General features: G+C 45.1%; 11 protein-coding genes. 4 read left to right on the forward strand and 7 right to left on the reverse strand.

The annotated features are described in order from the left end of the window. Positions 1-4 precede the first annotated feature (4 nt). The 3 genes from AM279_RS09010 to AM279_RS09020 form a co-directional block, all read right to left on the reverse strand. The gene (locus AM279_RS09010; RefSeq protein ID WP_054407649.1) at positions 5-187 is read right to left on the reverse strand and encodes a hypothetical protein; all 183 of its coding nucleotides are present in this window, start codon (positions 185-187) and stop codon (positions 5-7) included. A gap of 205 nt (positions 188-392) precedes the next feature. Beyond that, complete coding sequence (locus tag AM279_RS09015; RefSeq protein ID WP_082344205.1) at positions 393-4,808, reverse strand: choice-of-anchor I family protein; 4,416 nt, start codon at positions 4,806-4,808, stop codon at positions 393-395. Between the two features lie 420 nt (positions 4,809-5,228). After that, positions 5,229-5,783, reverse strand: coding sequence for a fasciclin domain-containing protein (locus tag AM279_RS09020; protein WP_054410226.1), 555 nt, complete (start codon positions 5,781-5,783; stop codon positions 5,229-5,231). Between the two features lie 270 nt (positions 5,784-6,053). Between AM279_RS09020 and lpxK the strand changes: the two genes are divergently transcribed. Both lpxK and AM279_RS09030 read left to right on the forward strand, forming a co-directional pair. Then, positions 6,054-7,082: a tetraacyldisaccharide 4'-kinase gene (gene lpxK / locus AM279_RS09025; RefSeq protein WP_054407650.1), complete on the forward strand. Its 1,029-nt coding sequence runs from the start codon at positions 6,054-6,056 to the stop codon at positions 7,080-7,082. Beyond that, positions 7,054-7,869: a purine-nucleoside phosphorylase gene (locus AM279_RS09030; RefSeq protein ID WP_054407651.1), complete on the forward strand. Its 816-nt coding sequence runs from the start codon at positions 7,054-7,056 to the stop codon at positions 7,867-7,869. Before lpxK ends, AM279_RS09030 begins: the two co-directional genes overlap by 29 nt. A gap of 2 nt (positions 7,870-7,871) precedes the next feature. Here the strand turns inward: AM279_RS09030 and AM279_RS09035 are convergent, their stop codons facing one another. Together AM279_RS09035 and AM279_RS09040 are read right to left on the reverse strand one after the other, a co-directional pair. After that, on the reverse strand, positions 7,872-8,675 hold the full coding sequence (locus AM279_RS09035; protein WP_054407652.1) for a hypothetical protein: 804 nt from the start codon (positions 8,673-8,675) through the stop codon (positions 7,872-7,874). A gap of 42 nt (positions 8,676-8,717) precedes the next feature. Continuing rightward, on the reverse strand, positions 8,718-9,560 hold the full coding sequence (locus tag AM279_RS09040) for a hypothetical protein (protein WP_201782546.1): 843 nt from the start codon (positions 9,558-9,560) through the stop codon (positions 8,718-8,720). A 159-nt stretch (positions 9,561-9,719) separates the two neighbouring features. On the opposite strand from AM279_RS09040, the gene AM279_RS09045 reads away from it, so the two are divergent. After that, positions 9,720-10,511 (forward strand): haloacid dehalogenase type II, encoded by a 792-nt coding sequence (locus AM279_RS09045; protein WP_201782548.1) that lies wholly within the window; start codon positions 9,720-9,722, stop codon positions 10,509-10,511. Between the two features lie 64 nt (positions 10,512-10,575). Here AM279_RS09045 and AM279_RS09050 read toward each other — a convergent pair whose 3' ends face one another. Further along, positions 10,576-12,222 (reverse strand): T9SS type A sorting domain-containing protein, encoded by a 1,647-nt coding sequence (locus AM279_RS09050; RefSeq protein WP_054407653.1) that lies wholly within the window; start codon positions 12,220-12,222, stop codon positions 10,576-10,578. A 416-nt stretch (positions 12,223-12,638) separates the two neighbouring features. Between AM279_RS09050 and lipA the strand changes: the two genes are divergently transcribed. Beyond that, a complete protein-coding gene (gene lipA / locus AM279_RS09055; protein ID WP_054407654.1) occupies positions 12,639-13,529 on the forward strand; it encodes a lipoyl synthase in 891 nt (296 codons plus the stop codon). A gap of 362 nt (positions 13,530-13,891) precedes the next feature. On the opposite strand, the gene AM279_RS09060 is transcribed toward lipA, so the two are convergent. Next, positions 13,892-14,338 (reverse strand): response regulator, encoded by a 447-nt coding sequence (locus tag AM279_RS09060; protein ID WP_054407655.1) that lies wholly within the window; start codon positions 14,336-14,338, stop codon positions 13,892-13,894. Between the last annotated feature and the right edge of the window lie 51 nt (positions 14,339-14,389).

Below are 14,389 nucleotides of genomic sequence, written 5' to 3' on the forward strand. Positions count from 1 at the left end.
CATTTCAGCTTTTCTTTTTGGTAAGCACAAAATTACCTTTATCCTGTTTTGGCGCATGGGTAGGAAACGCTGCCATGGCCTGGCTGAGCCTTATAAACGCCATAACCCTTTCGGCCGGGTGAAGCTTTAAAAACTCCTCCTGCCTGCGGGCATTGTTTTCTTCCTTGGTACCAAAATAGATTTCCATACAGTAAAGATACAAATTTAGATGAATCTGAGATGCCTCAACTCCGCTGCGCTACGTTCGGCATGACACAAACTGCTGTGCTGCGTTCGGCATGACAAAACCCACTAAAGTTTCGCAACAGCCCTAAAAACAAAAATCCTGCCCAGAACGGGCAGGATTTGTTTTTCCCGGTCGGGAAAAAAAATTAAAAACACGAAACTAACACTTACTTAACAATAAGTTTTTTGGTAATACCCTCGCCTGTTTTTACAAGATAAATTCCTGCAGCCAGGTTAGCGGTATTGATGCTTAGCGCCTGCTTAGCCTCATAAACTTTTTTACCGGTGTAGTCAAACACCTCAACATCGGCAGCACGGTTAAAGTAGGCTATGCCACTTTCTGCCGGGTTAGGGAACACCACAAACTGGTTGGCACGTGTATAATCGTCACCCAGGCCAAGGTTTGTTGTATCTACCGAATATACAGATAGCGTACCGCTTATCTCGTTTGCTATAATCACATAAGGTGTGTTATCAGGGCTATCGGCCGCGCTGATAAAGATGATGCCTTCGGGGCCGTTATCGCCACCGTAAGCCGATACTGTCCTGCTGTTTTTGTAGTCTACAAACTTCACGTCAGCCGGGTCAGTAACATCATACACCATTACACCGCCTATACGCTCAAGGCCTACAAAGGCAAATGTTTTTTCGCCTATCTGGGCAACCGTTACACCTTCCGGCTCAGGGCCTTTGGCACGGCTGCGCGTTTTAGAAGTGTTGTCTTCGCTATCAGCATTAAACAGGGCGCTTATAGATGGCGTCATGGCAGTGTACACTTCAAAATCGTTACCGCTGTCGTATACTATTTCTTTAGTATCGGCATTAAAGATTGAGAATGAGCGTGAACCCAGCGAGTAGATCTCCTCATAGTTACCGGCCTCATTTTTACCGTCGAAAGCCGTAACACGGAACCTGCCTGCGTTAAATGATTTCTTAAGCATTGCCGCATTAGGGAACGCCGTAGCATCAAGCGTATAAGAGTCGGCACCAATAGTAGTGCGTTCTACAAAGCCTGTGTATTCTTTCTCATCACCCTCGTTAGCGGTAACAATGTAGTTAACACCACCCACGCTGTATGTAGCAGCGCCATCAGGCATGTAGTATGATTTAATTGGCCAGTTGGCAATAAGTATTTCGTTGTTGTTATCAGATATATCAAATCCGTTACCCGGAAGGCTTACGTCTTTAGTGCCCAGTGCCCAAACATCGGCAATGGCGCCTGTAGCAAGGTTAATCTCGGCAATGGCGTTGTTTTCCTGCAGGGTTACCCATGCTTTTTGAGAATCGGCACTTGTAGTGATGTATTCCGGTTCAAAATCCTGGCTTAGTGTGCTTTCAGGCTTCAGTTTCCTTACGCCACTGGCTATAAGGGCTGCTTCCTGGCTGTTGTATGCCGTGAACAGTAGTGTGCTTACGTTAGCCTGTGTAAGGTTAGCCACACCGCCGCTTATGTCTATTATACTTACCGAACCTTCAGGGTCTACGCTGTAGTTAGCGTTTGGCTGGCCTTCGTTAGCCGTAAGTACTTTAGTACCATCTGGTGTAAACGATACGTTATCCGGAAGGTTGCCCACCGTTACCTGCTTAAGGAATGTACCATCTGTATCAAAAAATACAACCGAACCGTTCTCAGTACCTACCGCATTTGGAGAAGCTACTGCCACAATACCGTTATGTACAGCTACGCTGGTTACCTCGCCATAAGGGGCCATATCTATGCTCTCTATTGTTACCGGAGCTTCCGGGTTTTCAAAGTTGATGATATCAAGCCTGCCCTCTACTGCGCTTGTAGCGAATAGCTTTTTACTTGCAGGGTCAAACACCACAATCTCGCAGGTGCTCTCGTTAGCGCCGCTTGGGTCGAAGCTCACTACATAATCAAGTGTAATGGTTTCGTTAGCCACCGGGGCCTGGATGTCGTTATCTTTAATATATACCGTAGCAAGTGTATCACCTGTAATGGTAACACCCACAGGGTTTTCAAGGCTTAGTACAAAGTATTCAGAATATTCTTCAACATCTGTATCGTCTAAAACAGGGATAGCTATAGTTTGCGTAAGCGCACTGCTGCCTGTAAAGTTTAGTGTTTGTGTGGAGAATGTAAAGTCCTGGCCGGCTGTAGCGGTGCTCCATGGGGCAGCCTTAAGTACAAGGTCTACCGAACCCGTTGCAGGATTGGCAAGGTTTACCACAAAGTTTAGTGTACCCGCGTTTTCATTAACTACTACAAACGTTTCATCAAAAGATACTGTAGTGTTGTAGCTAAAGCTAAACTCGTAAGGGCAGGTCATGGTAAGGCCGTTGGCATCGGCAATGTTAGCTACCGTAAGCTCATAGGCTGAACCGGCTGTAAAAGCAGTGCCGTATGTTAGCGTAACCGTGTTACCGTTTAGCACAGCCGAAGTAAGGCCTGCAATACCGGTATAGTTAGCCACCGTTTGGGCAGATGCAGCATTAAGCGCACTGTTAAACGCAAGGGTAATGGTAGTGTTGTTTACCACAGTAGCCGTTTGCACGGTTGGCGAGCTTGGGAACGCCCATGCAGGCCATGTTTGAGGCTCTGTGCCGCCAGCTACTGCAACCCAGTTAGCCGGGTTAACAAGCGCAGCCTTAAGTTCGGCAGGAGTACCTGTCATGGTACCGGTATAGTAAGCATTAACCGCGTTACCGTCTACAGCGCCTGTAACAGTACTGGTGTTAGTGCTGTTAGCCGCTGTAAGGCCTGCTGGCTGCATAGAAACGCTGCCACTGCACGATGTGTTAGCTGTAGCCCAGCCGTTGCTGGTAAGGGCCGTAATATAGTTAGGCGCTGTGTTAGTGCCTGTATATACAATTACCTGGTCGCCACCAGAGCTAAGGCCAAAGCCCGAACCCGTTACCGTACCTGAGCTTGCCGTTAGGGCATCGTTTTGTATGGTTACTACAGTACCGGCCGGTATGCAGCTTGTAGCTGTCCAAACAATACCGTTAGGGCACTGTGGTGTAGCGTTAGAAGTATATTTAGAGTCGGTAAACGTAATAAACGTACCGGCTGCAATATCAACAAACGTTACAAAAGCAATTTCGTCTTCGCCACCGCTTACGTTCATACGGTATGCCGTGAATAGGATATCGCCGGCTGTAAGCGCAGTCTGAACCGCTATAGTTGTAAAGGTAGATGTTACCGCTGTTGCAACCGCGTTGTTGCTTTCGTCTTCCACCACGTTTGGCAGCAGCGCTACATAATATGCCTGTGCATTGGCAAGAGCCGCTGTAGGTACAATAGTAATGGTGTTATCGGCAAAAGTAGCATCAAAAGGCACTACAGCGCCGTTAGCGTTGTTAAGGCGAAGCTCTACAAGGGCATCAACGTTTGTGTTGGTTATAGCCGCATCGTTTATAAGCCTTACGTTTTCGTTAAATGATAGCGTTATTGGGGTTGCAACCGCTACGTTTGCCGCGTTGTTAGCCGGAACAATAGTTACAGCCGGGGCAGTAGTATCACTGGTACCCTCCATTGCGGTAGCGTGTACGGTTACGTTGTCAAAACGGTTGTTGCCTTCAAGGCCGCCTGTGCCCTGCTCAAACGCTACTTTAATTTTAAAGTTGGCATTGTTATCAGCGCCTGCTATGGCAGAAAGGTCAAGCGTAACCAATGATGGCGTAGTGGTTATAGGGTCTACCGTCTGGAAAAGCGTGTAGGTTGTTCCGTCTAAAGAGTATGACCATTTCTGGATTGAGGCACCCGAGCCTGAACGGCGTGTTACCGCTTTAAAAACAGGGTTTTCATATCCTGTAGTAGGCAGGGCAAACAGTACTTCGCCACCCACAGGGTTGTTAAACCTAAGATGTGTACCAGCTGGGTCGCCATTTTGTGCGTTTAGGTCGGCAAAGTCCTGGCCATCGCCCGAAACCATTTCGCTGGCTGTGCCCAGGTTAGCCGTTACACTGCCGCCTGCAACAAGAAACGAAGTCTCGTTAGTATAGGTAGCACCGTTAAAGTTCCAGTAGTGTACCAGTTGTGGTACAGCAAGCTCTTGGCCTTCAAGGGTAAAGTTATCAAAACGGTTGTTGCCTTCAAGGCCGCCTGTGCCCTGTTCAAACGCTACCTTAATTTTAAAGTTGGCATTGTTATCAGCTCCTGCTATGGCAGAAAGATCAAGCGTTACTAATGATGGTGTAGTGGTTATAGGATCTACCGTCTGGAAAAGCGTGTAGGTAGTACCGTCTAATGAGTATGACCATTTTTGGATAGAAGCCCCCGAGCCTGAACGGCGGGTTACTACTTTTGCCACCACATCCTGGTAGCCGGTTGTAGGCAGTGCAAATAGTACTTCGCCGCCTACAGGATTGTTAAATCTAAGGTGTGTGCCGGCCGCATCGCCGTTTTGTGCGTTAAGTGTACCAAAATCCTGGCCGTCTCCGGTTACCATTTCGCTGGCAGTACCCAGGTTTGCGGTTATGGTGCCCGTACCTACGTTAGCAGTAGTGTAGGTGGCAACCGTGTTAAAGTTCCAGTAATGCAGCAGTTCCTGTGCCCCGGCCATATTGGCCAAAAGGCAGGCAAACAGCAGCATAATGGCTTTTGTGTAGTTGTTTTGCATAAGTTGTTAGCTGTTGGTTAATAATGTGGTGCAAATGTGCGCCTGCTGTATTATCCAAGTTTTAAATAAAAAACAACGCTGCGTTATTATGAAGTTACCAATATTTCTTAAATGTAAAAACCTACAGATTTTGTAAGTTTCGTTAACTAATATTTAACAAATTTACATTTTAAATAAAAAAGCCTGCTGATATCGGGCAGGCTTTAAAAAGGTTGGGAATCTTCGGGGGGTAATTCCCAACCTGTAGCGGGGGTTATATAATAGTTGTTAGATGCAGTATTTGCAGATATATACGTCAGGCTGTTTTATATGGTTTTAAAAAAGAATGTTTTTTTAAAAGATTTTAGAATTGGGCATAAAAAAGGCTGCCGGTAAGCAGCCTTTAAACAACATTTACTAACACTGAAAAAAATCACTCATTTATTTTGGCATCAAAACCGTGTCTATAACGTGTATAACACCGTTACTTTGGTTTACATCGGCAATGGTAATTTTAGCCTTACCGCCTTTTTCGTCGATTACCCAGGTATCTTTACCGTCATTCTTAAACCAAAGCTTACCGCCTTCTACCGTAGTAACTTCGGCACTGCCATTTCCTTTTTTAATGGCGGCAGCTACATCGGCAGCGCTCCATTTACCGGCTACCACATGGTAGGTAAGCACGGTTTTAAGCATCTCTTTGTTTTCGGGTTTCAACAGTTTGTCTACCGTACCTTTAGGCAGCTTATCAAAAGCGGCATTGGTTGGGGCAAAAACGGTAAACGGCCCTTTACCCTGAAGCGTTTCTACCAGCCCGGCAGCTTTAACGGCGGCTACCAGCGTGGTATGGTCTTTAGAGTTCATGGCATTTTCTACAATATTTTTGGTTGGGTACATGGCCGCGCCACCCACCATTTTGGTTTGCGCCACAGCGGCACCGCTAATAAGCATAATAAAGGCAATGATTGCTGTTGCTAAAAATTTTGGGGTTTTCATGGTTGTCTTTTGTTTAAAGTTTATAGGTACAGATACGCCATAAAAACAACCGTGGTTTGAAGGAGGATTTACATTTGGGAAAAGATTAACAACAGGAAACTTTAAGGCACAAAAAAAGCCCATGCATCAACTCACGGGCTTCAACCAACTAATAAAAACACACTTTTATGCTCCTTGCATACCCTATATACGATGGCTTTTTTGCACCGGTTTTAAAAAAATGCAATTTTAACATACGCCTCCATATCCTATAAAATGTAACTTTGTAGTATGCTTAAACTATTGCGCAGGCTGCTCCTGCCCTTCTCTGCCCTGTATTGGCTAATTACAGCCATACGCAACCTGCTGTATGATTGGGGGGTGTATACATCGCACTCTTTCCCCCTGCCGGTTATAGCCGTGGGCAACCTGAGTACCGGCGGCACGGGCAAAACCCCGCAGACCGAATACCTCATCCGCCTGCTGGGCGACCGGTACCGCATTGCCACCCTGAGCCGGGGCTATGGCCGCAAAACCAACGGATTTATAATTGCCAATGAAAACGCTGCTGCCCAAACCATTGGCGACGAGCCCTACCAGTTTTACAGTAAATTCCCCAACATAACCGTGGCCGTAGATGCCAACCGGGTTAACGGTGTTACCAACCTCCTGAACCTTAACCCAAAGCCTGAAATCATACTGCTGGACGATGCCTACCAGCACCGCCGCCTTAAGGCCGGGTTTTATATTTTGCTTACCGCTTACAGCGAAATTTATCCTGACGATTTTATACTCCCCGCGGGCAACCTGCGCGAAAGCCGCACCGGCGCACACCGTGCCAATGTTATTGTAGTAACCAAGTGCCCGCCGGATTTATCGGATACTGAGCAGCAACGCATTATCAAAAAGCTAAAGCCAAAACCTTCCCAAAAAGTGTTTTTTACTTGTATTGATTATGATGATTTAGTATATTCGGAAAAAGGTGTGCTGCATATTGATGATGCTACACAAACGCAGCGGGTTCTTGTGGCAGGCATAGCAAAACCGCAATATTTTTTTGAGGTACTGGCCGGGCCGGGTACTATAAACAAACAGTATCCCGACCACCATGAGTTTACCGAAACCGAATTAAACGAACTGAACCAATTAGCTAATGAACGCATTATTATAACCACCGAAAAAGACTATACACGCCTTAAGGGCAAGCTGCCCGCCGACAGCCTGTATTACCTGCCCATTAGCAGTATGTTTATTAACGGTGGCGATGATTTTGACAATACCATTTTAACCTATGTGGGAAAAAGTACAGCAAACCGCTAAATACATAACCGACAAAACAGGCTTTGTGCCGCGCTATGGCGTTATTTTAGGCAGTGGCCTGGGCGGCTTTACACAGGATATTGCCGTAGAACACACCATACCTTATAGTGAGCTGCCTAACTTTCCGGTTACTACCGTAGAGGGGCACACCGGGCAGCTGGTTTTTGGAAAAATAGGCCAAAATACCGTGGTGGCTATGCAGGGGCGTTTTCATTATTATGAAGGCTACAGCATGCAGGAGGTTACCTTTGCCGTAAGGGTTATGAAAGCCCTGGGGGTAGACAAGCTGATTGTAAGCAACGCCAGCGGCGGGGTTAACCCATTTTACAAGGTGGGCGATGTTGTTATTATTTACGATCACATAAACATGATGCCTGAGCATCCGCTAAGGGGTAAAAACGACGAACGTTTTGGCCCGCGCTTTGTAAACATGAGCGAGCCCTACAGCCGTAAAATGATTAGCAAAGCCAAGGAAATTGCAGTAACACAGGGCACTGATGTTAAAGATGGTATTTACCTGGGCTTACAGGGGCCAACGTTTGAAACCCTGAGCGAATACCGCATGGTAAAGATACTGGGCGCCGACTGCGTAGGCATGAGCACCGTGCCCGAAGTGATTGTGGCGCGCCACATGGGCATGGAGTGTTTTGGCATATCGGTTATTACCGATATGGGCGACACACAGGAAGGCGTAAGCAACGTAAGCCATGACGAGGTGCTACAGGCAGCTGCATCGGCAGAACCAAAGGTAAGGGCACTGATTAAAGAACTGATTATTAAGTATTAGGTTTACTTAACCACTACAGGAAATACATAGGTTGCCATATAGGGGTTGCCATCTACAGTTGACGGGGCTACTTTAGGAAAAGAAGGCATAATTTTTACAACCTCATCCTGAAGTTGCCCTGTAAATCCAAAAAGCTCAAAAGCAAGCAGGCCTCCTTCTTCATCAATTGTAAGCCTTATCACTTTTGTATCCTTTTTAAGTTCATCCACTGCAGCTGCACTTAGTTTCGGCAAAAGCCAGCCTGTAAATTTTTCTTCAAAACACTTTATAGGTGCTTTAACACCCACACACTCAGGAAAAACCGCATCAATAATATCTATACCCCCTATTGGGCTTGTTTTATTATGCAATCTCTCATACATACTTTTGTAATCATGCCTGAATAAACCCGTACCGGTATCTTTTACCAATACTAATACAAACCCTACCGAGCAAGTAGCCGGGGTACCCTCTGGCCTGTAAATGGGAATTACTTTCGGAAGTTTTTGCAGGGAAGCTTTAGCAATGGCCTCAACTGTACTGTTGGCAGATTTTACCCTACGAACCTCTATATCACCCGATTCGGTTGTAAAAAGCATAAGGTTTACCTCTATTCTTTCTTGTGGAACAGGTTGCTTTTTATGATAACCATTTACAGAATCAAGCACTATAGCACCCACGCTCTGCACAAAGCAGTCGTAACGCAATTCTGGTTCAACACATCCGGGAAATAACGGCACACTACGATTTGTAGTTTCAAGTTCAGTTCGCTGGGCAAAGACTACAGATACTGCAAAAAGCAGCATTATGAGGAGTTTAAATTTCATTTGGTATGGGTTTACTGCACAAATATATAAATATGTGCAGTACTACCACCCCGTTACCAGTAAATTGCCGGCAGCCTTTTCGCCGCACTTTTGGTATTTGGCATACGCCGATACCGCCCGCTTGCGTATTGCCGCATTGCCCTCTCCCGCCAGGTAGCCGGTTATGGCATCGTGAATGGTGTAGGCTTCGGGGCACATAAGGTGGGTAGTCCACACCAGTGGGTTTACTTTTTCTTTATCAAGGTGCTGCGAAAAATAGCTTTTACTAAAACACGCCAAAACAACCACATTGCGGGTTTTGCCATCTGTATTTTTGTATACCTCATCTACATCAAAATCCATAAGGCCGTCGTGGCCTATATAGCCTACAAAGCTGCTGTTACCGCTTATGCCCAGTGTTTTTCCGTTAAGGTTTAGCGTGTCTTTTGCTGCGCCGTTTGCTGCCGCCAAAAAATCCTGCGTGCATTGTTTTATGTATTGCCCATCGTAAGCATCGGCCACGAGGTAGCAGTTTTTGGTAGCGTGTTTAAACACCAGGCGTTCTAAAACCAAACTGTCTTTCTTTATGGTTTTTACCAGCTTCCACTCCTTGCTCTTTTTAAAATAGGTACGTATTCCGTAGCCACAGCCCCAATACAGGTTAGTATTTGGGTCCTGTCCGTTGCCTATACCCGCCGGAACGGGTACTATGCCCTGGTATTTGTTATCGCACAGGGCAACAAATATGTGCAGGGTATTGGTAAGTGTATCAAAAGGAACATTTTGTTTTTCAGAAACCTGGGAAACAGCTGCCGGTTTTATATTGTCAGTTTCAGCAACGGCGGGTTGCTGCTTTTTACAGCAAATAAAGGCCACGCAGGCAAGGAAGGGTAAAAAGTATTTCATATAGGCTGGTTTACTTATATAACCTTTATATACCTGAAATATTGTTTGTTACTTTTTTTAGCTGCTCATTTGCGGGCTTACTGTGTTGATAAATTCAATTCGTCATCCAATACTTAACTAAAAAACCTGCATGCCTTATTTTTACCAAAAACATTTACTTTGAAAAAAATAAGCCGCAGAAACTTTCTTGGCAATACCGCCGCCGCAAGTGCCGCAGGATTGCTGGTACCCACATCATTTTTTCATGCCTCGCCGCATGGAGAAGAAACAAAACAATCTACAAGGCCCAAAGTGCTGTTTTTTGATGTAAACGAAACCCTGCTCGACCTTACCCCCATGAAAAAAAGCGTAGGCGATGCCCTGAACGGCCGGGCCGACCTGCTGTCGCTGTGGTTTACCACCATGCTGCACTATTCACTGGTAAGCACCGTGGCTAACCAGTATCATGATTTTGGGGCTGTTGGGGCTGCCGCACTTATTATGGTGGGTAAAAACAACGGTATTACCCTAACCGAAGACCAGGCCAAAGCAGCCATAAAACCTATACTGTCTTTACCGCCGCATATAGATGTATTGGCATCTTTAGCACGCTTAAAACAGGCGGGCTTTAAAATGGTGTCGTTTACCAACTCATCATCAAAAGCCGTAGCGGCACAACTTGAAAATGCCCGGCTTACCTCATACTTTGATGCACAACTAAGCATAGAGGAAATTGGCAAATTTAAACCTCATGCCGATGCTTACAGCTGGGCTGCCCGTAAAATGGGTATTGCCCCACAGGAGTGTATGCTTATTGCTGCCCATGGCTGGGATGTGGCCGGTGCACAATGGGCAGGCTGGCGCACTGCATTTTTAAGCAGACCCGGACAACAGCTGTACCCTCTTGCCGCTGAACCTGAATTTACAGCACCACACTTAGGCAAATTATCTGATGTGCTTGTTGCCCTGTAAACAAAAAATCCCCGCCGGGTGGGCGGGGACTTCTCCTCAATTAAAAATTCTATTATCGCTTTACTTACTCTTTAATAATTTTAGTTGTACTGCCACTGTCTGTACCCAGCAGGTAAACACCTTTTGCAAGTCCGGATACATCTATGGTAACCTCGTTTGCTTTTTGGGTATTCTCTACCCTAATCAGCGTTTTGCCATATAGGTCAGTAAGTGTAAATACGGTAGTATCCTGTGCTCCTGTTATGGTAAGTACATTATTAACCGGGTTAGGATAAGCGTTAAATGTTTGTATTTTACGCATCATTTTCGCCTTACCATCCTGGCATTTTTCCCTGCAGTTAATGTTATCAAGATATACAACACCAAAGTCTTTAGAGGCGCCACAGTCTGCCACTACAAACTCAAGCAGCAGGTACCTTTCGTGGAATTCTTCAGGAATATAAAGCGTCCTGCAATGCCAGTCGGTATACACAAACTCTCCGCCCAGTGGCCCGTTAGTAGTGCCAAAAATAGGGTTGGTATTATCTGCCTTAAGACAGTAAGATGCTACTATGGTATTGCTGCTTACATCTATAACACGTGCGGTAAAGAACGGCTGATGATCAGGGTCGCCCTGGTGCGTGTTTTGTGCGCTAAATGCAAAGTTAAAGCTAATGAAAGGCACACCCGTAAAGTATTGGGACATACTGGTAACATCGGCATTGCCGTCATTAACGTTAAGCTTCATAGCAAAGTTGCCCGATATTACACGCTGTACCGCAACCGCAGGAGAGCAGCTGGCCAGGAATGGGTCTACCCCTACAGATACCCTTGTGCCATAAGGGGCTGTAAACTGGTCTGGTATGGTAGATGGCATTACTGTAGCAAAGCCCGGATCATTAGTATCTATATCGCAGCCCACCTGGGTGTAAGACTGTGCACGGTGCTTAAAGTCCCAAGGGTACAGGCCGTCCGGTTCAAAGTTACCGTTTTCAATACAGGCCACTTCGCGGCATTTTTCCCTGCAGTTTACGTTATCAAGGTATACGGTACCAAAATCTTTAGATGCACCGCAGTCTGCCACTACAAACTCAAGCATAAGTTTTCTTCGCCTGTATTCCTCCGGTATATAAAGTGTTTTACACTGCCAGTCGGTATACACAATTTCGCCGCCAACCGGGCCGGTGGTTGAGCTGAATAAAGGGTTTGTATTATCGGCCTTAATGCAATAAGAGGCTACTATTGTGCCACTGTTAATATCTACTACCCTGGCGGTAAAAAACGGCTGGTGATCGGGGTCGCCCTGGTGGCTGTTCATGGCGCTAAAGGCATAGTTAAAGCTAATAAACTCGGCGCCGTTAAAGGGCTGGAACATACTGGTAATATCGGCATCGCCATCATTAATATTAAGTTTCATGGCATACTTGTTAAGCACTGTGCGGGGCACGCTTACAGATGGGCTGCATGATGCCAAAAAAGGGTCGAGCCCCTGAGAAACTACTGTGCCATACGGAAACGAAAACTGGTCTGGTGTGGACGATGCCATAAAGGGTGCAAAGCCGTTTGCAGGGCTTGTATCTATATCGCAGCCCACTTGTGTATAAGAACCTGCGCGGTGTGAAAACCGCCAGTTGTCTGTTCTTTTTTCAAAGTCGCCATTTTGGATACACTGTGCAAAAATCCCTGCCGATGACAGCAAGGCTGCCACCAGAAAAATGTAGTGTTTTTTCATAAGGTGAAAGTAATTTAGATTGGTTTAGAAAAAAATGATTGGTTGGTTTGCCTTTAAGGCCTTATTGGCTGTGTTAAAATTAGCCAAAAAAGAATAACCCCATTTCATTTAACTATTAAATATCAAACACTTACACTATTAAAAACAGCAAAAATCAATTTAAAAACACTATGCAAAATACATTACATAAAAAGGTTTATATAAATTTAACTCTTTTTAACATAAAAATTATCAAATCTGATTTTCAGTCCGTTGCGGGAAATCCGCCATTTATCTTAAATATGATTATATTTCGGATTTAGGATAATACCTCCCCTTCACATAATGTATGGCCAATGTGATTTTTATAGCCGTTTGGTACTGCCTGTTGGTATATAAATTTGCCTTATCTTTGTAGCCTAAAGAAAGAATTGAGTATGGAGAGCGTGCTGGATACTTCAAGGCCCGTTGCTGCTAACGGCCTTCTTACACAAAAACCAAAATGGCTTAGGGTTAAGCTCCCTACCGGCCAAAAATATACCGAACTGCGCGGGCTTGTAGACAAATACAAGCTTAACACTATATGTACATCAGGCAGCTGCCCCAATATGGGCGAATGCTGGGGCGAGGGTACTGCTACCTTTATGATATTGGGTAATGTTTGTACACGTTCATGCGGCTTTTGCGGCGTGAAAACAGGCCGCCCCGAAACGGTGGACTGGGATGAACCTGAAAAAGTGGCGCGTTCTATTAAAATAATGAACATTAAGCACGCGGTTATTACCAGTGTAGACCGCGACGACCTTAAAGATATGGGTTCTATTATATGGGCAGAAACGGTTAAGGCCATCCGCAGGATGAACCCTACCACTACCCTTGAAACCCTTATACCTGATTTTCAGGGTGTGGAGCGTATTATAGACCGTATTGTGGGGGTATCGCCAGAGGTGGTAAGCCACAACATGGAAACCGTAAAACGCCTTACCCGCGAGGTGCGCATACAGGCAAAATATGAGCGTAGCCTTGAGGTACTGCGCTACCTGAAAGCCAGCGGCATTAACCGTACCAAATCGGGCATTATGCTGGGCCTTGGCGAAACCGAAGCCGAAGTACTGCAAACCATGGAAGACCTGCGCAATGTAAACCTTGACGTGCTTACTATAGGCCAGTACCTGCAACCCAGCAAAAAACACCTGCCGGTTAAGGAGTTCATTACGCCGGACCAGTTTAAGAAATATGAAGAAATAGGCCTTGAAATGGGCTTCCGCCATGTAGAAAGCGGCGCGCTGGTAAGGTCTTCTTACAAAGCGCAGAAGCACATTCTTTAAATTTGTTTAAAGTTTAAGGTTCCATTCGGGGCGGGCTTGTACGTAAAAATGGAACGCGGATGACACGGATTGAACAGGTTTAAACGGATTTTACAAATTCAGATCATGGGTTCAATTCCCGTCTTCGCTACATAAAATAAAACCGCTGCATTTCAGTTGAAATGCAGCGGTTTTATTTTAAAGTTTTCAGGAAAAAGCAGTATCGGTTGAATACAAGGCTTTTATAGGGATAATCAAAGAAGTCAGGTAACGATTTGGTAACGGTGCTTATTGCTTTGCTTTTCAACGTGTTTCCGTTAGCTCAAAGCAAATATACAAAAATTATTATTGTCTATATTTTATTAAACAAGAAATGGAAAAGATTAGGCGTCTGCCTTATTGCTGAAATACTCTCGTGCTATTTTGGATACTCCTGTACTAAAATATTTCTTGTCTTTGCAGACTCCCTCAATTGCTGTTTGCAGTTCTTCGGCATCAGTCCCGATAAGGAGATAACCGTCAATGCCAATTTCTAAAAGAGTGGTTACAATTTGCTCGCTATCATCGTCACTGTGGGCAATAAGTTTTAAGGTCGGGTATTTTGCTTTTAATTCGTGAAGTTGTGCCAGTACATTGCTGTCAGAAAAATCAAGGTTGATTATACAGACTTGGGGAAGTTCTGCCAATGCAGATAATTGTGATAATCCGTCCTCAATGTTCTCCGAAAGGAACAGAACGTTAATTCCTGATAGGTTATTGCTGATTATATTTATAATCGGACTTTTATCATTGATAAACGCAATGTTGATTTGTTCGATAGTGTTTGCCATAACTATTTTTATTACTTAGTTATACAAACTTACACAAATATTTCAAGGTAG

Origin of the sequence: Flavobacterium akiainvivens (assembly GCF_001278115.1) — a bacterium.
Lineage (GTDB): Bacteria > Bacteroidota > Bacteroidia > Flavobacteriales > Flavobacteriaceae > Flavobacterium > Flavobacterium akiainvivens.

Bases quoted from the DNA above. Each gene is read 5' to 3' on its own strand.
- AM279_RS09010 (WP_054407649.1), bottom strand. From the start codon at position 187: ATGGAAATCTATTTTGGTACCAAGGAAGAAAACAATGCCCGCAGGCAG.
- AM279_RS09015 (WP_082344205.1), bottom strand. From the start codon at position 4,808: ATGCAAAACAACTACACAAAAGCCATTATGCTGCTGTTTGCCTGCCTT.
- AM279_RS09020 (WP_054410226.1), bottom strand. From the start codon at position 5,783: ATGAAAACCCCAAAATTTTTAGCAACAGCAATCATTGCCTTTATTATG.
- lpxK (WP_054407650.1), top strand. From the start codon at position 6,054: ATGCTTAAACTATTGCGCAGGCTGCTCCTGCCCTTCTCTGCCCTGTAT.
- AM279_RS09030 (WP_054407651.1), top strand. From the start codon at position 7,054: ATGTGGGAAAAAGTACAGCAAACCGCTAAATACATAACCGACAAAACA.
- AM279_RS09035 (WP_054407652.1), bottom strand. From the start codon at position 8,675: ATGAAATTTAAACTCCTCATAATGCTGCTTTTTGCAGTATCTGTAGTC.
- AM279_RS09040 (WP_201782546.1), bottom strand. From the start codon at position 9,560: ATGAAATACTTTTTACCCTTCCTTGCCTGCGTGGCCTTTATTTGCTGT.
- AM279_RS09050 (WP_054407653.1), bottom strand. From the start codon at position 12,222: ATGAAAAAACACTACATTTTTCTGGTGGCAGCCTTGCTGTCATCGGCA.
- lipA (WP_054407654.1), top strand. From the start codon at position 12,639: ATGGAGAGCGTGCTGGATACTTCAAGGCCCGTTGCTGCTAACGGCCTT.
- AM279_RS09060 (WP_054407655.1), bottom strand. From the start codon at position 14,338: ATGGCAAACACTATCGAACAAATCAACATTGCGTTTATCAATGATAAA.